Origin of the sequence: Anaeromicrobium sediminis (assembly GCF_002270055.1) — a bacterium.
Lineage (GTDB): Bacteria > Bacillota > Clostridia > Peptostreptococcales > Thermotaleaceae > Anaeromicrobium > Anaeromicrobium sediminis.
This window is the reverse complement of sequence record NZ_NIBG01000012.1, coordinates 1-23,648: the sequence shown is the minus strand read 5'-3', so window position 1 is coordinate 23,648 and position 23,648 is coordinate 1. Positions and strand designations below refer to the sequence as shown.

Genomic DNA, 23,648 nt, shown 5'->3' with positions numbered 1-23,648 from the left:
AAAAGGAGATGAATTTAATTCATCTCCTTTTGCTTTTTTATGAAGCGCTTTCTTTTTTAACTTTTTTCTTTTTCTTTTTGTCTGAAATAACTAAAGTAGGTTCGTTTTTGTTTACAACTGTTTCTTTAGTTATTACACACTTTTCTATATCATCCCTAGACGGAATTTCAAACATTACATCTAGCATTAGGTTCTCCACAATACTACGCAGTCCCCTTGCACCAGTTTTTCTTTCTATGGCCTTTTTAGCGATTTCTATTAAAGCATCCTCTTCTATATCTAATTCCACATTATCTATTTCAAACAACTTTTTATATTGTTTTACTATAGCATTCTTAGGCTCCTTTAATATGGCCACTAGTGATTCTTCATCTAATTGCTCTAATGTTACCATAACAGGAATTCTTCCTACGAATTCTGGAATTAGACCATATTTTAATAGATCTTCTGGCTCGATTTTACCAAGTAATTGACCAATGTCTTTTACTTCCTTACTTTGAATATCAGCACCAAAGCCCATAGTCTTTTTACCAATTCTCTTTTGAATAACCTTATCTAATCCATCAAAGGCACCACCGCAAATAAATAACACATTAGTAGTATCTATTTGAATGAATTCTTGGTGTGGATGCTTTCTTCCACCTTGTGGAGGAACACTAGCAACAGTTCCCTCTAATATCTTTAGTAGGGCTTGTTGTACACCTTCTCCAGATACATCCCTTGTAATAGACGGATTATCAGATTTTCTTGCTATCTTGTCTATTTCATCTATATAGATGATTCCCTTTTCAGCCTTTTCTATATCATAATCAGCCGCTTGAATAAGTTTTAATAGGATGTTTTCCACATCTTCTCCCACATATCCAGCCTCTGTCAATGAAGTAGCATCAGCTATGGCAAAAGGTACATTTAATATTTTAGCCAATGTTTGAGCAAGTAAAGTCTTTCCAGATCCTGTTGGACCTACCATAACTATATTACTCTTTTGAATTTCTATATCATCTTTTTTACCCGTATGATTAATACGTTTATAATGATTGTACACAGCTACAGCTAAGGCCTTCTTAGCTCTTTCTTGACCTACTACATATTCAGCTAATATGTTTTTGATCTCCTTTGGCTTAGGTAAATCGCCCATATCAACTTCTATGCTTTCATCAAACTCTTCTTGGATGATTTCTTGACAAAGTTCAATACACTCATCACATATATAGACACTAGGACCAGCAATAAGCCTTCTTACTTGATCTTGAGATTTCCCACAAAAGGAACATTTTAATTGTTTTTTTTCGTCAAATCTTGACATATCTTCACCTCTACTATCTAGAAGTTATTACCTTATCGATTATTCCGTAAGCTGTTGCTTCTTCGGAACTCATAAAGTAATCTCTATCAGTGTCTTTTGAAACTTTCTCTAAAGGCTGGCCAGTTCTTTCACTTAAAATTTCATTTAATTTTTGTCTCATCTTAACAATTCTTTCAGCGTGAATTCTAATGTCCTCTGCTTGCCCACGAGTTCCACCTAATGGTTGGTGTATCATTATCTCCGAATTTGGAAGAGCAAATCTCTTTCCCGGAGCTCCTGCTGTAAGTAAAAATGCTCCCATACTTGCTGCCATACCTATGCATATAGTAGAAACATCTGGCTTTATATATTGCATTGTATCATAAATAGCCATACCTGCAGTAATACTTCCACCTGGTGAATTTATGTAGATCATAATATCTTTATCTGGGTCTTCTGCTTCCAAGAATAGAAGTTGTGCAACTACTAAACTTGCCGTATGATCATTCACTTCATCGCCTAAGAAAATTATTCTATCCTTTAATAATCTTGAATAGATATCATAAGACCTTTCTCCGCGATTAGTTTGTTCAACTACCATTGGTACTAAAGCCATTGTATCAATCCTCCTAGCTTAAGAAAATTACTCAGCTTTCTTTGCATTATCTGCTAAGAAAGTAACTGCTTGTGACATTTTTAATGTGTCTTTAATGTTATCTACATCAGCATCTCTTAAAGTTGATTTAAACTTATCTAATTCCATCTTGTATTGAGTTGCATATCTTTCCATTTCTTTTTCTACATCTTCTTCGCTTACTTCAATGTTTTCAGTTTCAACAATTTTCTCTAATACTAGTCTAGTCTTAACTCTCTTTTCACCTTCTGGTCTCATTTGGTTTCTTAAATCATCCATAGTTGTGTTAGTGTACTTTAAGTATGTATCTAAGTCTAGACCTTGGTATTGTAATTGATATGCATATTGATTTACTACTTCATCTATTTCATATTCAATCATAGATGCTGGAATGTCCATTTTAGCGTTTTCTACTGCTTTTTCTACTAATGCATCTTTATATTCAGCTTCTACTCTATTCTTTGCTGCTTCTTCTCTTTTACCCTTAATATCTGCTTTTAATTCTTCTAAAGTATCGAATTCACTTACATCCTTTGCAAATTCATCATCTAACTCTGGTAATTCCTTTTCTTTTACTTCATGTATTTTAACTTCAAACTTAGCTTCTTTTCCTGCTAAATTTTCTGCATGATACTCAGTTGGGAATGTTACATTTACATCTAGTTCATCTCCAACATTTTTACCTACTAATTGTTCTTCAAATCCTGGAATAAATTGTCCAGAACCGATTACTAGAGTTTGCTTTTCTGCTGTTCCACCTTCAAATTGCTCATCTCCTGCAAATCCTTTGTAATCTATGATAACTGTATCTCCATCTTGTACTGGTCTTTCTACAGCTAATAATCTAGAATTTCTTTCTCTTAACATTTCAACTTCTTTTTCAATATCTTCGTCACTAACATTATACTCGTTTTTCTCAGCTTCTATACCTTTGTACTCCCCTAATTCTACTTCTGGTTTAACAGTAACAGTTACAACTAACTCTACATCTTCACCTTTTTTAATTTCTTCTACATCTAATGATGGTCTATCCACAGGCTCTAAGTTATGCTCATCAATTGCTGCTGCATAAGCTGTTGGGAAAATTTCATTTATAGCTTCTTCATAGAAGATTCCTGCTCCATAGTTATTTTCAATTACAAACTTAGGCGCCTTTCCTTTTCTGAATCCCGGAATGTTAAATTTACCTCTCATCTTCTTGTAAGCCTTATCTACAGCTTTATTAAAATCATCTGCTGGGATGTTTAATTTTAAAGTTACTTCATTGTTTTCCTTCTTTACGAATGTTGAATTCATTTCATTTCCTCCTCTATTGTTAAATCCTTAATATTCTTTTTAATAAAACTTTTACATAGCCTTTATATTATATCATAAATTTCGTTTGTCAACTATTTTTTTGATTTATTATACATATATTTTTCATATCCATTTAATCATTCTTACCATTATAATATAAGTCTATTCAAAAGGATTATTTATTGGTTAAGAATTTGGGGTTTAAGATTACGAGTGTATGTTCAATACGCTAGGTCCTACCCCTTAACACTTCTTCTTAATATATATCTGAAAATTCTATATCTCTTCTTGTATCGCCTTCATGTTCTGGTATTTTTTTAGACTGAAGTACACACTCTTCTCCAATAGTGTATATGGGTAATTCAACAATAAAAGTGGATCCCTTATTAACTTCGCTTTCAAGTCCTATATTTCCTTTGTGTAAATCTACTAAAGATTTCACTATATAAAGACCAATTCCACTGCCTTCCTTTTGCCTATTATACAAAGAATGAACTTGGGTAAATCTTTTAAAGATTTTCTCTTTATGATCATGAGGTATACCAATGCCCGTATCCTTTACTATAATCCTTATGAATTTCTCTCCGTCTTCTATCTTAACTAGGATAGTGTCCTTTGGGTTAGTATACTTCACTCCATTAGATATTAAATTTAATAAAATTCTTTCTATTTTTTCCGAATCAATTGCCATTATTTTTTCTTCCACATCCGTATCAAATATTATTTCTTTATTTTCACTACTTACATATTCTACGGTGGATAAGGTAATATCCTCTACAATTTCTACTATGTTCATATTCTTTAAGTTGAGCTTCATAAACCCAGATTCTATTTTAGTAGAATCTAACAAATTATTAATAAGCCTAAGTAACCTATTTGAATTTTGTCTCAATATTTTCGTATGTTTATATAATACATTTTCCTCTAATACACCATTTCCCTTTTTTACATATAGCTCTAATAATTGAGTAGTAGAAAAAATTAAATTTAAAGGAGTCTTTAATTCGTGAGATATATTAGAAAAAAATTCAGTTTTCAACTTATCATATTCCCTTGTTTCTTTTAATTCTTTTGTTTTATTAGTAACATCTTCACTTAGACTTAAAATAGGTTTGGCTATTACTCTTCCTATTATTATGGATACTATTCCTATAATAAATATACCCATTGTGGCTAACAATAATAACCTATCTGTTTTTTCTTTAACGGGTGCATATAAGGAATCTGTAACTATTTTTGTTATGAGCTTCCAATTATTTGCGCCAGGAATTTCTATAAAATATGCCCTAGAGTGAACTTCTTCAAAGTTATATTCTAATATGCCCATATCAGATTCTAATACATTTTTAAACTTAACCACGATTTCTTCACTTATTCTATCTGACTCTATTTTCACATTTTCTTTTATCATAGTCATATCAGGATGAAGTAATATATACCCATCTCTATCTACCAGATAACTATACGAATCATCATATATTATTTTAAATTCTTCCATTATTTCATTTATGTATTTTAAATCTAAACTACCACCTATGGCCCCTATAACTTTTCCCCCACTCCTTATGGGTATGGCCATATTAAGTATCAAAAAACTGTCCAATTTTTCTACATTGGACGTATATTTTTGCCCATTCATTAGTTTATAATAAAAATATCGAAATTTTACATTCTCATTTTTATCATTCACATCATATTTAATTCCATCTTTACTTATTAGAAATAAATTCACAAATTTATTTGATGTATAATCTAATCTTCTCTTTAATATTTCTATGTCGTCTTTGTCTATTTTGCCGTCTTCTTTTATAGGAATTGCCCATTCATATAATAATGTTTCTTTACTATCTATCCACTTTCCAATAGCCTTAGAACAGGCCTGTACCTGTCTAAAGCTATTTTCATTTACTAAATCTAACATTATGTTTTTAGTAAGGGAAGTGGACAAGTAAGTCAAGGTTCCTGTCAATACCATACATACAGCTATGGTAAATATTAAAGTTAAGCTTATAGACCGCTTATACTCTTTATTCATATGTCCCCCTTATTTACCTTACTGTTCCCAGCTTTCAATTTCCTTTAATCTTTTAATTATTGGTAAATGCTGAGTACAAATTTCTTCACACTTTCCACATTGAATACAATCCTTAGCACTTGCTTTTTTTCCCACTAATAGTCCCCATTCATTAGAGCCTTTCAATATTTTTCCCATATTTTCATCAGTTGCATTAAACATTTGTTTTTCATTATATACTTGCATATAAGATGGTACTGGTATTTTCATAGGACAATCCCAACAATATCCGCAGGCTGTACAAATGGAATTTAAATTTTCTCCTAATTTATTTTTTAAATTTTCCACATGGGCTGGCTTAATTTCAGCAGAATCTGCAATTCTACAGGCTGTATCCACTTGCTCTTTTGTAGTAAAGCCATTTAATGTTATGGTCATTTCTTTAGACCCAATTAAAAATTCTAAAGCCGTTTCTGTTGCGCTTTTTTCTCCATCACTTAAAAAGGAAAGCTTTTCTTCATTTTTAGGAATGGCACCACCAGCTAAGGGGTTCATGGCAACTGTACCATAGCCGCTCTCATAAGCTGCTACTACTCCGTCCCATCTATAAGGGAAGTTCAATATATTTACACCTAATAAAACCCCATCAAACTTATCATCCATAAGTATTTCTTTAATTTCATGACCTGGTTGATGAGATGAAAAAACTATATGATCAATTAATCCTTCTTCTTTACATTTCAGTAAACCTTCATATTGTCCCCCTGGTTTCATGGCTAAATGATAATGTTCCATTTTTCTTAGGCACCATACATGATAAAAATCTATTTTATCGACTTTTAATCTTTCTAATGATGTTTTTACAGCTTCTATGGCCTTCTCTGCCGTATCATATTTTGTAGGCATACCCTTTGTTGAAACATAAAATTTATTTCTGTCCATCTTTTTAAAAGCTTCCCCAAATATGATTTCACTTTGGCCTTCACAATAATTTGGTGCTGTATCAAAATAGTTTATTCCCTTTTCATAGGCATATCTAACTATATCTGCGTTTTCCTCTAGTGAACGTCCCATATCAAAACGCATACCACCAAAGCCTACTACAGATACTTTCTTGCCTGTTTTCCCATATTCTACATATTGCATAATCACATTCCCACCTTTTACTCCGTATTCTATCTTTTTTACATTTCTATTAAATTATAACATCAAATTTACATGGTTGGCCAAAAATTATAAGGCCTATCTTCACTTTCTATGGGTAATATTATATATCCTTGTTTAGTCAAATAATCTAATATGATTGGAAGGGCTTCTACGGTGGATTTTGTTTCATGAAATAATATTATAGGTTGATTCTGATAAGGTAATTGTTTTTTCACTTGCCTTATAATTTCATTTGGAGGCACATTCAGTTTTAATCCATCTTTACTATCCACATTCCAATCCCACACATTATATCCAGCCCTGGTAATGGCCCTCCTAAAGGGCTTTTTCATATAAGGTACACTACCATATGGTACCCTAACTAAATTAGTCCTAATTCCTGTTACCTTTTCTAATGCATCATTGCATATTTGCATCTCTGATACCAGCTTCTTAGGAGAAGAATATATTATTTTTACATTATGGCTTACTCCATGAAGTCCTATGGTATTTCCATACTCCACTTGACTCCTTACCACATCTTCATAATTTTTTATTCGATTTGATAACATAAAGAAGGTAGCTTTTACATTGTACTTTTTTAATATATTTAATATTTTTAAGGAATATTTTCCAGGTCCATCATCAAAGGTTATATAAACTATTTTTCCATATTTTTTCATTTCCATGGAAGCTCTTCTAGCTTCCTCTTCTCTCTTTCTTTTTATTTCCGCCTTTATGAATAATCTCTCTTTCTTTACCTTGTCTTTTATAATTTTAAGTACTTCCATTTCCTTACTGTCTATAAGGTTATATACTTGTACATAATTTTCATGAAGATCGTATCTTATTTCATATCCAAAATACTCTGCCACATATCTTAAAGGAATCATGCTAGTATTTTCCTTAATATAAAAACTATCTAAGATTAATATATTATGGCTCGTTAAAATAGCTTTCAAATTACAATCAAACTCTATCCATTTTGTATCTTTTCTAATTATGGCTCTCTTAGTATCTTCATTCCATTCCATCTTTCCACCTATTGCTTTTGAAAAATCCTTTAAGGGTACATATACCCTATTATCTTTCATTTCACCATAATTATCTTCATATCTAATAATTTCATCATTAACCACTAATATAGGTATTTCATTTTCCCCATATTTCGTTGTAGCCATTACTATGTTAACAAAGAGAAGACTAATAAAAATGCTCATGAAAAATATTTTTTTCATCTTTTATACCTCACACTTAAATATTGGAATTTTTTATTATGAAACCTAAAAAAACACTCATATATATTTTATGACTTTAAACGACCTTTAGCCCTTGAAAAATATTCTATAAGTTACAATTATCATAAATTTACATTTACAACTTTTTCATGTCATGCTATAATTTAATACGTGCTTTTAGCACTAGGTACTAACACCACATGAAAAATTTTACATTTAATATAAATTGTTGAAGTTTTTAGAACTTGAAAGGAATGAATATAAAATGACTACTGCTAAACGATTAGTATCTCTAGAAAGAGCTGCTGAGTTAAAGGGAAGAATCACAGATTATTTAGAAGCTAAGAAGTATATAACTCGAGGTTTAGATATTGAAGATAAAATTCAAGCAAGAAGAGATAATATATTAAAACACTTTAATGGTACTATGGAAGATTGGAAAAATCACAAGTGGCAATTAAAAAATAGAATATCAGATATAGATACTTTATCTAAGTTCATAAACTTAACTGAAAGAGAAGTTAATGACATAAAAAGAGTTGGAGAGGAATTTAGATGGGGTCTTACTCCATACTATTTAAGTTTAATCGACCCAGACGATAAATATGACCCTGTAAGATTATTATCTATCCCAACGGGAACAGAACTTGTAGAGACAGATGCTAACGCAGATCCTATGGGAGAAGAAACTACTAACCCTGCTGGTTCTATAACTAGAAGATACCCAGATAGATTAATCATAAACGTAACTAACCAATGCCCTATGTATTGTAGACATTGCCAAAGAAGAAGAAACATAGGTGGAGTAGATGAGCATAGATCTAGGGAAGTAATTCAGGAATCTATAGATTACATTAAAGAAAATCCTGAAATCAGAGACGTATTAATAACTGGTGGAGATTCTTTATGTCTTACAGATGAAACTCTAGAATGGATCTTAAAATCTTTAAGAGAAATAGACCACGTAGAAGTTATACGTTTGGGTTCTAGAACTCCTGTAACTATGCCACAAAGAATTACAGATGATTTAGTTAACATGATTAAAAAATATCATCCAGTATTCTTAAACACACACTTTAATCATCCACAAGAAATTACAGCTGAATCTAAAGAGGCATGTGCAAAGTTAGCAAACGCTGGTATTCCTCTAGGAAATCAAGCGGTACTTTTAAATGGAATCAACAACGATAAATTTGTAATGAGAACTATGAATCAAGAACTTGTTAAAATAAGAGTACGTCCATATTATATATTCCATGCAAAGCACGTTATAGGAACTGCTCACTTTAACACATCTATTGATGATGGTTTAGAGATTATGGAATACTTAAGAGGATACACATCAGGTATTGCCATTCCAAACTACATTGTAAACGCTCCAAATGGAAATGGTAAAACTCCACTGCTTCCTCAGTACTTAATTTCGAGAGGAAAAGATTATGCAACAATTAGAACTTGGGAAGGAAAAGTATTTGAGTACCCAAATCATCCAACTAAAGATATTAGAGAATTAATATAATCAAAAGCCTTTGGATTAATCCAAAGGCTTTTATATTTTTTTACTTACACTGTGCATAAGTAAAAAAATGAAGGGGTTGTAGGGGAAAAATTCCCCTGCCTCTTTGAAGGAGGGTGCTCAGCAACTTTAGCAGACGCCTGCGGGAACCATAGGGTTCCATAGCGAAGCGTACGAAGCACGCCTTTTTTATGTTATTTTTTACTTAACTCACATAGGGCTTCTAAGGCTAGAATTATTTCTCTTCTTTCTCCTTCTTCAGCCATCTTACCGTTGTCTACATAATCATTAATTCCGTCTCTTACATCACTTTCATAAACTACTACGTTATTTAATATGGACCCTACTTTAACATTCCTAAGTCTACCTAAAGTCATTACAGTAGCAGTCTCCATATCTGCTCCTAACAATCCTTTTTTATTCCAATATCTAACTACATCATCTTCATTGTCTATATAAAAGGAGTCATGACTTCTAACTAATCCTGTATAATGGGCATATTCTAGTTCCTTTGCCTTTTTCTTTAATACTTCTAATACTTCTGAATTTGCCACAGCCGGGTAGTTTTCACCTATATACATTTTAGATGCTCCATCTTCCCTAACGGCGCCCTCTGCTATTATTAAGTCACCTATTTTTATTTCTTCCTGATAGGCCCCCAGGCTTCCTATTCTAATAAAATACTCAGCTCCACATGCTACTAGTTCTTCTAAGGCTATACATGCTGATGCTCCTCCTATGCCCGTAGAAGTCACTGTCACATCTATGCCCTTATATTTTCCCTTTATAGTCTTAAATTCTCTATTATAAGCTATTTCTTCATACTCATCCAAATGCTTTGCCACCCTGTCAACTCTAGCCGGGTCTCCTGGCAATATTACCATTTTTGAAATATCATCTTTAGTACATTGAATATGTGGTTGTTTCATAATTGCCCCCTTAAAATTTTATTGCCGTATCTAAAATTGCCTCTCCTAATGTTGGATGTATAAAAAGTTTCTTCTTTATATAATCTATGGTGACACCTTCATCTATCCATAATCCAATCTGTCCTATTAAATCAGAGGCATTTTCACTACTAATCCATATACCTATTACTCTTTCATTTTCATCGATTATGATCTTTAAAAAACCCTCTTTTATATCCTTTGAAAATCCTCTAAAAGTATCTTTGAAATATGTCTTTTCAACTCTATAATTTATATTTTTACCCATTAATTCATTTTCTTGGAACCCAGCTCCAGTTATTTCATAGATAGTGTAAATAGATCTTGGTAAGGAAGTATATTCTCTCATAGGTTCAATATTACGCTCTAAATAATCAGCTAATTCTATTCCTTGGTTTATAGCCACATGGGCCATGCCTAATGTGCCATTTATGTCACCAATAGCATATATATTGTCCACATTTGTCTTAAAATTATTATCTACTGGAATATGATTTTCATCATATTTAAGACCTATATTCTCTAAACCCTTTGGAATATTAGGTTTTCTAAGTCCAGTAACCAGTACTTTGTCTGCTCTTATTTCTTCTTTTCCTAAAACTATTTTAACTTTACCTTCATACTTTTCTATTTTCTCTGCCTTTTCACCAAGTATGAAAGTAACATTATTTTCTTTTAAGTAATTAATAGACAGCTTTTTTAAATCTTCATCATTTCCCTGTAATATATGAGTATCCATATCTATTACAGTGACCTTCACTCCCAATGATGAAAACAGTGAAGCAAATTCTATTCCCTCCACATTGGCGCCTATTATACAAATAGACTCAGGTAGTTTATCAAATTCTATGGCTCCCATATGACTTATGATAAACTCTTCATCTAGTTCATGTTCACCTAGCCCAATAGGATTTGTTCCTGTGGCCAATACGGCCCTTTGAAAGTTTATCCTTTTATCATCTATCACTATAGTATTTTCATCTATAAACTCACATTCACCATAAAACATGTCCACATTAAGGTTATTAAGCTCATCTTCCATCATAGATTCTACTTTACTTAGCTTTCCCTTAACGCTTTCATATAATTTTTGAGAACTAAATTTACCATCTAAAATATCATGATCTATAAGGCCCTTAGCCTTGTTCATATTTCTTATTGTATCTAAATATTTTTTAACTGGAAGACATCCAGTCCTAAGACCAACGCCTCCCAACTTATATTTCTCTATTAATGCAATAGATTTGCCACTCTTAGCAAATTCCTTCACGAAATAATATCCCGCTGGCCCTGCTCCTAATACTACCACATCATATTTCATCTTCTGTCCCTTCTTTCTACCTTCTGACTTATAAAACTACAAGCTCTATATACCTACAAGTCGAAATCTATATACCACTTCCAAACTCAATAAACTCTAGCTACTTACAAGGGAATGTAAATGAAAAATTTTTAGAAGGTGGAACATCAGAACATCCTATGCTGCAAACAATTGTGAACCTTCTATCGTGACTATAATATTCACACTCTATAGTCTGATAGTGACTTACCTTATAAACGTTTTTATTTACATGACCGAAGTAAGTTCATGTACATTTAGATTGGACATAGTCAATCTATAAACTATGCTACCTTCTTACCTAACTTTCTCTTTGCCACTATAAATAGAGCAAATATAGTAGCTAAATAAGGTATCATTTGAGTAAACTGTGATGGTATACCTACACCTTGAAGTCTTATACCTAAGGCATCAAAGAATCCAAATAATAATGCTGCTCCGAAGGTCTTTATAGGATTAGATGCCCCAAATATGATGGCTGCTAGGGATATAAATCCCTTTCCTGCACTCATATTCTCTGTGAATAGGGTTAGGTATCCTAAAGATAAATGAGCTCCTGCTAAACCACAGAATACTCCACAAAGTAGTGAACTTATATACTTCATCTTCTTAGGACTAATTCCTACCGTTTCTAAAGACTCAGGATGTTCTCCTGCTGCCCTTATCCAATATCCGTATGGTGTCTTATAAAGAAATATATATACTAAAATAACTAATATCCAACTTATATAAACAAACAAAGAGTGATTATTAAATATAGTATCTAAAAATCCTATTTTATCTATGAAAGGAAAATTCACATCGGGTAAGGGTACTATATCTGGCGATGAGAAAGCTCCCTTAACTCCAAATATACTTCTTAATAAAAATACAGTAAGTCCCCCTGCAAATATATTAATTGCTATACCAATGATAAATTCATCTGACTCTAATTCTATAGTAAATACTCCAAATAAAAGTCCTATTAATAATCCTGAAAATATTGCTAATAACACACCCATTAGGGCACTATTAAAAAAGTAACTTCCTAATACACCAAAGAATGCTCCTATTAGAATCATTCCCTCCATACCAATGTTTAATATTCCAGCATGCATAGTCAATAATCCACCAAGGGCTGCCAATATAAGAGGCGTAGCAGTTCTAATAGTATTTTGAAGTAGGGTTAGATTAAATACGTCCTGCATAATTATTTCACCAACTTTCCTTTGTTTAATTTCCTTTTCTTAATTATGTTTTTAAATCCATTTTCTCCTGCTATGAATAGTATTATTATGGATTGAATAACTAATATAAGTTCTGATGGTATTCCCGTTGCAATCTCCATTGAATTTGAACCTGTCTTTAGCATGGCAAAGAATATGGACATGAGTACAATACCTACAGGATTATTTCTAACGATTAAAGCTATTAACATTCCATCAAAGGCATATCCCTTAGATATGTTTTGTAAGAATCTATAGTGCACTCCATATACTTCAAAAGCTCCTGCTATACCGCACAGGGCACCTGAAATGATCATAGCTCTTATCATGTATTTCTTATTATTAACCCCTGCATATTTAGCAAATATACTATTCTCTCCAACCATTTTAAAGTTATATCCAAAGGATGTCTTCTTAATTAAATAATACATAAATATAGCTATTAGTGCTGTGTAAAAAATACTCGTGTTTAATTTAGATAATCTAACTAATTTAGTAAATTTAAAAGCCTCGCTAATCATGTCTGTTCCACCCATTTTACCTTGAGATGCAGCAAATGGATAGTTAACTAAATAGTTAGTAAAAAGTATTGCCACACTATTTAACATGATAGTTGTAATAACTTCATCTATATTATATTTTACCTTTAAAACTCCTGGAAAATATGCATATAATCCACCTACTAGGGCTGATGCCATTATGGCTAATATTATGGCCACAAACACAGGTAAGCTTCCAAAGGTGAATCCCACGTAGGCTGCTGCAAAAGCTCCTAAATATAATTGTCCTTCTCCGCCTATATTAAATATTCCACTCATAAATGATATGGCTGTGGCTAATCCCGTTAATATAAGGGGTACTGTCTTTGCAAAGGTAGTTGCTATTTTGTATTTAGAACCAAAGGCTCCCGCCACTAGGGCACCATATCCCACTATTGGATTTTGTCCGTTAAACACCATTATAATAGCACCTATTAATAAGGCTGCAAATATAGACAGAAATAGAGAAGTTAAGTATTCCATATTCTCTTTTATCTTAATCTTAAACATTACTCTAGCTCCTTTCTATTTCCAGTCATATAATATCCTATCTCATTCTTACTGATTTCACCGTTTTTAAATTCACCAGTAATTTCACCTTCATAAAGGGTAATAATTCTATCTGATAATCTAAATATTTCATCTAGCTCTGCTGACACTAACAAAATGGCACAACCTTCATTACGCTTCTTTATAATCTGGTCATGAATAAATTCAATGGCTCCTATATCTACACCCCTTGTAGGTTGTGATATTAACAAGACCTTTGTATCGAAGGAAAACTCCCTTGCAATTACTACCTTTTGCATATTCCCTCCAGATAACGAACCTACCTTTACCTCTTCTGATGCAGTTCTCACATCAAATTTTCTTATTAGATTCTTAGCATAGTCAGTTATTTTCTCTCTCTTTAAATGAATTCCGTTTTTACTAAATTCATTACTATGTTGTTTTCCCATAAGTATATTATCTGTTATGGATGATTCTTTACTCAAACCTGTAACAAGTCTATCCTCTGGTATATGGGCCACACCTAAATCCCTTATTTCCTTTGGATTTAAAGTAGTAGACTCTCTATTGTTAATAATCACTTTACCTGATTCTATTTTTCTCATACCTGCTATGGCCTCTATTAACTCACTTTGACCATTTCCCTCAATACCTGCTATTCCCAGTATTTCTCCAGCTGCTACATTAATGCTTATTTTATTTAATGAATCAAATCCCCTGTTATCCTTTGATACTAAGTCTTTAACTTCTATTAGCCTTTCTCCATCAGTTTCAGGTCTTTTTATGTCTCCAAGTAAAACTTCTCTACCTACCATCATTTCAGCTAAGATTCTCTCATTTACATCAGTCGTGTTTACTACACCTTCTAGCTTTCCCTGTCTCATAACTCCAACTCTGTCTGAGATTGCCAATACTTCATTTAATTTATGAGTTATTATTATAACAGTTTTATCTAATTCATTTACTAGTTTTTTAATTACTTTAAATAATTCTTCCGTTTCCTGAGGTGTTAAAACGGCCGTTGGCTCATCTAATATTAGAATATCCGCTCCCTTGTATAAGGTCTTTAGTATTTCAACCCTTTGTTGGATACCTACAGATACATCTTCTATCTTCATATTGGGATTCACTTCAAGGCCATAGGTCTTACTTAAATCCTTTACTATTTCTACACTCTTTTTATTGTCTACAAATAGGGTATTATTTTTAGGTTCACATCCTAGAACTATGTTTTCAGCAATAGTGAATGATGGAACTAACATAAAATGTTGATGAACCATCCCAACACCCCTTTTAATTGCCTCACCTGGGGAAAAATGCTCCATCTTCTCTCCCTTTATATATACTTCACCACTAGTTGGAGCATGTAGGCCATACATGGTCTTCATTAAAGTTGATTTTCCCGCTCCATTTTCTCCTACTATAGCATATATTTCTCCTTTATTTATATGAAGGCTTATGTCATCATTTGCTAAAACTCCTGGAAACTGTTTAGATACATTCTTAAGTTCAATTATCCTTTCAGCCATCTTTCTCCCTTCTTCCTTTCTTTCATTAGTCGTTATTTGTTGTTCGTTTGTCGTTGGCGTTTAACGATCAACGCCCAACCATTAACGAGTAACTATTAACCTTTTTCAACTATATTTTAGTTAAAAAATGAAGAAGCTCTATGCTTCTTCATTTTAATTTACTTAGCTTCTGGAACAGTGATTTCTCCACTCTTAATCTTTTCTTTTAATTCTTCAACTTTTTTCATAACATCTTCACTAACGATTTGCTTCATATCTTCTGTTCCGAAAGATACGTCAACACCATTTTCGTTGATTCCATACTTATATACAGTTCCAGCTTTGAATTCACCTTTTTTGATTCTTTCAATAGATTCATATATAGATAGTCCAACACCCTTAGTCATACTAGCCATAATGTTATCAGGGTTGATATATCTTTGATCTGAATCTACACCTATAGCATATTGATTAGAATCTTTAGCTGCTTCAAAAACACCTTCTCCAGTTTTTCCAGCAACTTGGAATACAATGTCTACGTCCTTAGCATATAAAGCTAATGCACTTTCTTTTCCCTTTGCAGGATCTTCAAAATCTCCAGCAAATATAGTTTCTACTACCACATCTGGATTTACATGCTTAGCTCCTGCTTCATATCCAACTTGGAAGTTTCTTATAACTGGAATATCCATTCCACCTACCATACCTATCTTAGCTGCTTCGTTCATTCCAGCAACAGAAGTATCAGTAGTCATCATAGCTGCTAATGCTCCAGCTAAGAAAGACCCTTCATTTTCCATATAGTCAATGCAAGTGATGTTAGATACACCTTCGATTGTATTATCTATATAGATATAGTTTTTCTCTGGGAATTCTTTAGCTACTTCTTGAATAACGTCATAGAACTCAAATCCAACAACTACTACCACATCACTAATTTGAGATGCTTGAACTAATTGGTCACTGTATAATGCTGGGTCATTCTTACACTCTAATACAGTTCCATTTACACCTAGCTTTTCCTTAGCCATAGTTATTCCTTCATTACTTGAGTCATAGAAAGATCTATCTCCTAATCCTCCCGCAACTACTAAAGATACATTTAAAGCTTCAGCTTTAGTTTCTTCCTTTGCAGGTGCTTCCTCAGCTGGTTTAGAACCACAACCTACAAAAGCTATTGATACGATAAGTATCAAACTTAAAATTGTAATTAGCTTTTTTTTCACCTTTTACTCCCCCTGTATTTTATTTTTATTTTTTAAGTTTAGGCTTAAGGGTTTTGAGATTAAAATTCTAATCTCTTAACTCTTGTCTCTAAACCTATTTCTTTACATAAATCTTTCATTTTCTCTTTCTTTTTCTAATCCCTTTAAATCTACTATTTTTATATAGTTAGATTCAAAATCGATGAGATTTTTTTCATGTAATTCTTTAAGTATTCTGTTTATACTCCTAGTAGTTACTACAAACCTTTCACTTAAATATTTTTTACTTAAAAATATTTTATAGTGTTTATAACAATCAGGATTCTTTTTGCAGTCTATTAGATAATCACAGATTCTAAACTTTAGTGAATATAAAGTATCATAACTGGCCTTTTCAGATAAAGTATAACTAGAATCACATAGGGTCTTCATAAGATAATAAAGTATATCCATATCAGACCTTGTCCACTTTAAAAACACATCTTTACTAAGTCTTATAATCTCTGTATCTGTAATAGTTTCTACTCCACATATGAAGGGTTTATCTGTGAACAATTCTAATTCACCTATGTAGTACCCCTTTTCATATACGGACTGGGAATAGGTTTTCCCCTTTTCCGAAGTATGATATATATTTACAAATCCACTTAGGATCACATAAAAATATTTGCACTCATCTCCATATTCACAAAGAATCTCTCTTGGCCTATATTTTATATATTCCCAATTTTCTTTGAAAATTTCCTCAGAATTTGAAATAATCTTAAAAATTTCTAAATCTTTATCTAATAATTTCTCTATATTCATATCCCTCATCCTAATTATATTTATTTTCATCATAACACTTAAGGACATATGTCTCCAAATTTGAAAGATATTGTCGAATTGAACCTAAATAGGGACGGTTAATTTTAATTATATAACCGTCCCTTGTGATAACCTGCTATTCTAATTCGATCTTATTATCTTCATTTAATTTTACTTTTATAGTAGCTCCTTCTTTTAATCTATTTTGTAGATAAAAGTCTGCTATTTCATTTTCTATATAACTTTGAATAGTTCGTCTCAAAGGTCTTGCTCCATATTTTTTATCATAACCCTTTTCTAATATGAACTCTTTCACTTTATCATCTACTTCTATTGTTACTGCAGCCTCACGAGCCTCTTCTTTTACTTCTTCTAACATTAAGTCTACTATTTGTCTTAACTCATCCTTTTCTAAATGAGTAAATACTATAGTTTCATCTATTCTATTTAAAAACTCTGGTCTAAAGATTTTCTTTAGGGCATCCCTAACTTTCTCCTCAAGGCCAGCATAATCTTCTTTCCCAAATCCAATAGTATTAGATTTTATACTAGTTCCTGCATTGGAAGTCATTATGATAACAGTATTTTCAAAGAATACAGTTCTTCCTTGGGAATCAGTAAGTCTTCCATCTTCTAATATTTGAAGTAACATATTAAATACATCAGGATGGGCCTTTTCTATTTCATCCATTAATATGACAGAGTAAGGCTTTCTTCTCACCTTTTCTGTTAATTGTCCTCCTTGATCATATCCTACATATCCTGGAGGCGCTCCTATTAATTTAGATACAGTATGTTTTTCCATGTATTCAGACATATCTACTCGTATTAAAGCTTCCTCTGTACCAAATAATTCACAAGCAAGTGCCTTTACAACCTCTGTCTTACCTACTCCCGTTGGTCCTACAAATATGAATGAAGCAGGTTTTTTCTTTTTCCTAAATCCAGAACGATTACGTCTTATGGTCTTTGAGATACTATCTATTGCTTCATTTTGACCTATTATCCTTTTATGAAGTGAAGTTTCTAAGCTAAGTAACCTATCAGCTTCTTCCTCTGTAATCTTTTGAACAGGAATTTTTGTCCAAGATTCTATCACAAAGGCCACATCTTCAGGAGTTATATCCATATTTAAGGAAGATGCCTTTATTTCTTTTATTTTCTTTTCTATTCTGCACTCTTCAACCTTAAGTTTAGCTGCCTCTTCATACTTATTTTGATTAGATAGTGCTTCCATTTCTTCCATTAATTTATCATATTCTTCTTCTAAGGCTTTTAATTCTACTAATCCTTGATTTTTAAGATTAGCACGTGAACCAGCTTCATCAATTATATCTATTGCCTTATCGGGCAAATACCTATCTGTAATATATCTTTCTGATAATTTTACAGCAGCCTCTATTACTTCATGAGATATTTTTACTTTATGATACTCTTCATAATACTCCTTAATTCCCTCAAGTATTTCTATAGACTCATCTATACTAGGCTCATCTACTAGTACTGGTTGGAATCTTCTTTCTAAAGCAGCATCCTTTTCTATATGCTTTCTGTATTCTTCTAAAGTTGTAGCTCCAATTATTTGAATTTCTCCACGAGCTAAAGCTGGCTTTAATATGTTAGCTGCATTCATAACTCCACCATGAACTTCTCCAGCTCCCATAATGTTATGAACTTCATCTATAACTAATATAATGTTTCCATTATCCCTAGCTTCGTTTATAATATTTTTCATTCTTCCTTCAAATTGGCCTCTAAATTGAGTTCCTGCTACTACAGCCGTTAAATCTAATAGATAAACTTCTGCATCATATAGTTTAGCAGGTACTTGTCTCTCATGAATTCTAACTGCTAATCCTTCTGCTATGGCAGTTTTACCTACTCCTGGCTCTCCTATTAAGCATGGGTTGTTTTTACTTCTTCTATTTAAAATTTGTACTACCCTGTCTATTTCTCTGTTTCTACCTATAATTCTGTCTATTTCATTTCTCTTAGCTTTTTCTGTTAAATTCATTCCGTATTTTTCTAAATGTTTTCTCTTCTTTTTCTTCCAACTTTTATCTCTTTTATTTTTCACTTCTCCATTAGGACTTTCTTTAGTCTCATCTATTTCTATTTCATCACGACTATCTACCATATCATCATTTTCAGATTGACCAAATAATTCGGACATGATAGATTTTTCATCAAAGTCTTCCATATCCATTCCCTTAAACATTCCGAGCATTTGATCATTTAAGTTTTCCACATCTTCTGGTGACATGCCCGTTTGTTGCATTAATTGCTCTATTACAGGTATGCCCATTTTTTTAGCACATTCTATACAAAGTCCTTGAAGTTCAGTTTTACCGCCTTCCATTTTTGATGTGAATACTACGGCGATGTTTTTATTACAAGCAGAACATAACTTCATTTCCATCATCTCCATGTATAATTAAAATTTATTTATTATTTTTCATTATTATTACAGTATAGCATATTTAATACATAAGGATAAGTTTATAATATTAATTTTTTATTAATTTTATAATTTTAAAAAAACTAAGAAAAATATCCCTATAATTATTTTATCATACTTTATTCTAATGGCATTTACACTTTCATCATTCTCTACATATATTATATGTTCCTATTAATATACAATGATAATAGTTTATCTTTTTTTAAGCTTTTCTATTATAATTTCTTCTCTACTTTTTCTTTTATACCCATTTTACTTCTCCATGTATCATTTTTTTAATTTATAAATTGTAGAGTAAGTAAAAAATACATGTGGAAAATATATCTCCACATGTATTTTTATTCTACTCAATATAGATTTAATACGGTCTTCTTTTTATAGCTTAAATATCTCCTATACAGTCTCTAATATCTTTTTCAATAATGCGAATCATAGTTTCATCAATACTGTCAACCTCTTCATCATAAACAATCTTTACAGGGTCTTCATTATTTCTTATAGGCATATTTTCATTAACCTCAGTTATATTTTCCTTACTATCAATTTCATCAATAATATCCTCAGTTTCTGTTAGATAATCTTCTTTATGTCCATCACATGATTCAGGAGCATCAGTTTGAATATAAGTTAATTGACCTCCAGGATAAACACCATTATTGGTTACTTTATAGTCATCATGATTATGCATTGGGTAAAACTGAGGGAAGAATTTATCATCATTACCACCACATTGACAATTACAAATATCCACATAGTTTACCGTATTAGGGTCTGGACAATTTACTGGTTCAGTAGGAATATCAAAGATTGCTTCACTATCAATTTTTTGAATTTCTCTCATTTGCTTACATAGGGATGGGAAACCATCTTGACCATTGACGATATAATTTCTATATTGTGGAGCCTTGTTATCTGCTGTTAAAAGTAAATCAAATGTTTCGCCAGAGCCAATAGTTGCAGTAAATCCTTGCTCTACTAACTCACGATCTAGTTTAATAGATCTAGATTGCTGGGCTAAAAACGGACTCAGGTGTGCATCCTTTCCTGCCTGAATAAAATGCCATCCATGTATATGCCATGGTACGACTTGATATCCTAAGTTTATCATTCTTAACAAAAATCTATCGTCAGTTTTTACATGAACGTAGGACTCATAGTTAATTTGCGTAAGATTCGGGTCACTTTCATTACCTGGTGTTAACGGATGGGGTAATAGAGTATCAGGGAATGCTCGACCATTAACAAGCCAGTAATCAGGTTTAAAATTTACAGCATTAAAATCCGTGTCTTCAAGAACACTCTTATGCCATACTGAATCAATATCTGATAATAGCATAATATTTTCCTTATCAAAGTAAGTATGGATATTATTATATGCGAAATTTCTGTGGGTAGCTGTTTTAGGAATATAAGGTATCCACTTCTTTCCTACGAACCAGCGGCCATCTTTATGTTGCTTAATACCTGCCTTAGCCAAACTTTCAGTTGATGGATATATAATCAAAGCACCATACATTCCCATCTGAACGTGTTCTGAAGCTTCTATATGACAATGATACATAAGTGTTCCAGGATGTTGCGGATTAAAATAGTAAGTTGCTGCAGGCGGTTTTTCAAGTTTGCCAGATTCATCTTTTTCCATCCACATAGGAACACCAAAAGAAGTTTCAGGGAAACCATCTAATTGAGTGGCAACATGGGCACCATGCATATGAATTGTATGGAAATCTGGAAGGTCAGGACGATATTTCATACCAAGGTTGATAAGGGTAATATATATTCTATCTCCAACGTCTGCCCAAACTATAGGCGATGGGATTGTTGCTGTACCTTTTAGATTCATTAGTGTCTCCCAATTTTTTTCATCTTTCCAGTCAAGGTACTCATTTCCTTTTACCTTTTTACCATCTACCTCAAATAGGCCTCCTATAAATCCCCAAGCATATATTTTTGTCCTATCGGTTGTACAAGTATTTGGTTCATTTGGAAGGTCTATAAAACCATCTGTTGCTAATAAAACATAGTGACGAACTGCCATTTACAAAACTCCTCCTTTTAGGAAATAAAATATTTGAAACTTATAGATTAAGCTCCTGTTCATTCTTGCGATATATAATATATGACTAATTAATACTATTTGTGATAAGTTTTTATTCCTCAATAAAATTAAATAAAAAAGGAGTGGGATTGGGACGCCACTGAAAAAATAACGAAATCAAAGAGAATTGTTATTAGATGCTTCTAGATAAATAAAACAAAAAAGTTAGAAATATTGAAGAAAACTTCCTTCAAATTTCTAACTTTTTATTTTGTCTATTTGCTATTATTGAAAATAATGTGTTTTTTCAATGTTATGGTGATAACTCTATTCTTCGTCTTATAAGTTAAATACTCTTAAATTATCCTTATTAAATTCTAGTACTTCCGCATAGGCCCTAAAGGTATCTATACATGTGAATATATTTACGTTAGACTCAATGGCCTTTCGTCTTATTTTAAATCCGTCTCTCTTAGAATCATTTCCCTTTGTAGGTGTATTTATTACCATGTGAATTTCATCTCTGTTTATAAGAGTTAATAACTCATCAGATTCATTTAGTTTATCCACTTTTTGCACCCTTAAATTGTTAGTTTTTAACAATTCATAGGTCTTACTAGTAGATATAAACTCATATCCCAATTTGTCTAGAATCTTAGCTATTTCTAAGAATTCGCCCTTATCTTCATCCTTTACAGTAGCTAATACTTTTTTATTTTCACACTTCATATTGAAGTTAGCTCCTAAGAACCCTTTGTATAAGGCTTCTTCTAAGGTTCTTCCCACACCTAGTACTTCTCCTGTTGATCTCATTTCTGGTCCTAATGAAACTTCTACATCTGGTAATTTACTAGTAGAAAATACAGGTACTTTTACAGATATTAATTCAGGTCTCTTATATAACCCTACTCCATATTCTAAATCCTTTAACTTTTGTCCCATAACTACCCTAGTAGCTATGTCTATTACAGGTACATTACTTACTTTACTTATATATGGTACTGTTCTACTTGAGCGTGGATTTACTTCTATTACATATAATTCATTGTTACTTTCTATAAACTGAATGTTTATCATACCTTTAGCATTAAGGCCGTTACCTATTTTTTCAGTATACTCTATTATTTTATTTTTAATATGATCATTTATATCATTACTAGGGAATATGGTAATACTGTCTCCCGAGTGAACTCCTGCCCTTTCTAAGTGTTCCATTATCCCTGGAATCAGTATATGGTCTCCATCACAAATAGCATCTATCTCTATTTCTTTTCCTACTAAATATTTGTCTATTAACACAGGATTCTTTTTATCCCTTTTAAAGGCATTTTTCAAGTATTTCTCAAGTTCTTGATGGTTATGGGTAATTTCCATACCCATTCCACCTAGTACATAGGATGGTCTTACTAACAGTGGATAACCTAATTTTTCACCTTCTAATAATCCGTCCTCTGTGGAAAATACAGCCTTTCCCTTAGGTCTATTTATATCTAGATTATCTAATAGTTCCTCAAATCTTTCCCTATCTTCTGCTCTATCTATATTGTCATAACTAGTTCCTAGTATATTTACATTCTTCTCATTTAAAAACTTTGCTAACTTTATGGAAGTTTGACCACCAAACTGTAGTATAACTCCTTCCGGCTTTTCCTTGTCTATTATATTTAATACATCCTCTTCTGTTAAAGGCTCAAAATATAGTTTATCAGATATATTAAAGTCCGTACTTACAGTCTCTGGATTATTATTTATTATGATAGTCTCATATCCTAGTTTTTTAAGAGCTAATATGGAGTGCACACTACAATAATCAAACTCTATCCCTTGACCTATTCTTATAGGTCCTGATCCTATAACTATTACCTTCTTTTTGTCACTTACTACTACTTCATCATATTTATCATAAGTGGAATAATAGTAAGGTGATAGGGCCTCAAACTCTGCGGCACAAGTGTCTACC

At 32.2% G+C, this 23,648-nt stretch carries 17 protein-coding genes; 1 reads left to right on the top strand and 16 read right to left on the bottom strand.

What is annotated here, in order from left to right; all coding sequences use genetic code 11:
- Window positions 1–37: 37 nt before the first annotated feature.
- The 6 genes from clpX to CCE28_RS13570 form a co-directional block, all read right to left on the bottom strand.
- Window positions 38–1,306 carry an ATP-dependent protease ATP-binding subunit ClpX gene (clpX, locus tag CCE28_RS13595; protein WP_095134277.1) on the bottom strand — a complete coding sequence of 423 codons (1,269 nt, stop codon included), beginning with the start codon at window positions 1,304–1,306 and terminating at the stop codon, window positions 38–40.
- 13 nt (window positions 1,307–1,319) lie between these two features.
- The gene (gene clpP / locus CCE28_RS13590) at window positions 1,320–1,901 is read right to left on the bottom strand and encodes an ATP-dependent Clp endopeptidase proteolytic subunit ClpP (protein ID WP_095134276.1); all 582 of its coding nucleotides are present in this window, start codon (window positions 1,899–1,901) and stop codon (window positions 1,320–1,322) included.
- 27 nt (window positions 1,902–1,928) lie between these two features.
- On the bottom strand, window positions 1,929–3,215 hold the full coding sequence (tig, locus tag CCE28_RS13585; RefSeq protein ID WP_095134275.1) for a trigger factor: 1,287 nt from the start codon (window positions 3,213–3,215) through the stop codon (window positions 1,929–1,931).
- Between the two features lie 256 nt (window positions 3,216–3,471).
- Window positions 3,472–5,250 carry a sensor histidine kinase gene (locus CCE28_RS13580; protein ID WP_095134274.1) on the bottom strand — a complete coding sequence of 593 codons (1,779 nt, stop codon included), beginning with the start codon at window positions 5,248–5,250 and terminating at the stop codon, window positions 3,472–3,474.
- Between the two features lie 18 nt (window positions 5,251–5,268).
- Window positions 5,269–6,375 carry an aldo/keto reductase gene (locus CCE28_RS13575; RefSeq protein WP_095134273.1) on the bottom strand — a complete coding sequence of 369 codons (1,107 nt, stop codon included), beginning with the start codon at window positions 6,373–6,375 and terminating at the stop codon, window positions 5,269–5,271.
- Between the two features lie 68 nt (window positions 6,376–6,443).
- Window positions 6,444–7,613 (bottom strand): polysaccharide deacetylase family protein, encoded by a 1,170-nt coding sequence (locus CCE28_RS13570; RefSeq protein WP_095134272.1) that lies wholly within the window; start codon window positions 7,611–7,613, stop codon window positions 6,444–6,446.
- Between the two features lie 226 nt (window positions 7,614–7,839).
- Between CCE28_RS13570 and eam the strand changes: the two genes are divergently transcribed.
- The gene (gene eam / locus CCE28_RS13565; protein ID WP_330396859.1) at window positions 7,840–9,132 is read left to right on the top strand and encodes a glutamate 2,3-aminomutase; all 1,293 of its coding nucleotides are present in this window, start codon (window positions 7,840–7,842) and stop codon (window positions 9,130–9,132) included.
- Window positions 9,133–9,323: 191 nt separating this feature from the next.
- On the opposite strand, the gene CCE28_RS13560 is transcribed toward eam, so the two are convergent.
- The 10 genes from CCE28_RS13560 to carB form a co-directional block, all read right to left on the bottom strand.
- Window positions 9,324–10,058 (bottom strand): nucleoside phosphorylase, encoded by a 735-nt coding sequence (locus CCE28_RS13560; protein ID WP_095134270.1) that lies wholly within the window; start codon window positions 10,056–10,058, stop codon window positions 9,324–9,326.
- A 10-nt stretch (window positions 10,059–10,068) separates the two neighbouring features.
- Window positions 10,069–11,397 (bottom strand): dihydrolipoyl dehydrogenase family protein, encoded by a 1,329-nt coding sequence (locus CCE28_RS13555; RefSeq protein WP_095134269.1) that lies wholly within the window; start codon window positions 11,395–11,397, stop codon window positions 10,069–10,071.
- A 302-nt stretch (window positions 11,398–11,699) separates the two neighbouring features.
- Window positions 11,700–12,602 (bottom strand): ABC transporter permease, encoded by a 903-nt coding sequence (locus CCE28_RS13550; protein ID WP_095134268.1) that lies wholly within the window; start codon window positions 12,600–12,602, stop codon window positions 11,700–11,702.
- 2 nt (window positions 12,603–12,604) lie between these two features.
- Entirely contained in the window at window positions 12,605–13,669 is a 1,065-nt protein-coding gene (locus tag CCE28_RS13545) for an ABC transporter permease (RefSeq protein ID WP_095134267.1), read from the bottom strand.
- Window positions 13,669–15,198, bottom strand: coding sequence for an ABC transporter ATP-binding protein (locus tag CCE28_RS13540; RefSeq protein ID WP_095134266.1), 1,530 nt, complete (start codon window positions 15,196–15,198; stop codon window positions 13,669–13,671). The genes CCE28_RS13545 and CCE28_RS13540 overlap by 1 nt, the downstream gene beginning before the upstream one ends.
- Before the next feature lie 158 nt (window positions 15,199–15,356).
- On the bottom strand, window positions 15,357–16,403 hold the full coding sequence (locus CCE28_RS13535) for a BMP family lipoprotein (RefSeq protein ID WP_095134265.1): 1,047 nt from the start codon (window positions 16,401–16,403) through the stop codon (window positions 15,357–15,359).
- A gap of 102 nt (window positions 16,404–16,505) precedes the next feature.
- Window positions 16,506–17,189 carry a Crp/Fnr family transcriptional regulator gene (locus CCE28_RS13530; protein ID WP_176461830.1) on the bottom strand — a complete coding sequence of 228 codons (684 nt, stop codon included), beginning with the start codon at window positions 17,187–17,189 and terminating at the stop codon, window positions 16,506–16,508.
- A gap of 136 nt (window positions 17,190–17,325) precedes the next feature.
- Window positions 17,326–19,602, bottom strand: a complete 2,277-nt coding sequence (locus tag CCE28_RS13525) for an ATP-dependent Clp protease ATP-binding subunit (RefSeq protein WP_095134263.1) — start codon at window positions 19,600–19,602, stop codon at window positions 17,326–17,328.
- Between the two features lie 430 nt (window positions 19,603–20,032).
- A complete protein-coding gene (locus tag CCE28_RS13520; protein ID WP_095134262.1) occupies window positions 20,033–21,688 on the bottom strand; it encodes a multicopper oxidase domain-containing protein in 1,656 nt (551 codons plus the stop codon).
- A 339-nt stretch (window positions 21,689–22,027) separates the two neighbouring features.
- Window positions 22,028–23,648: carbamoyl-phosphate synthase large subunit (carB, locus tag CCE28_RS13515; RefSeq protein ID WP_095134261.1), on the bottom strand; the 1,621-nt coding region annotated here is incomplete at its 5' end.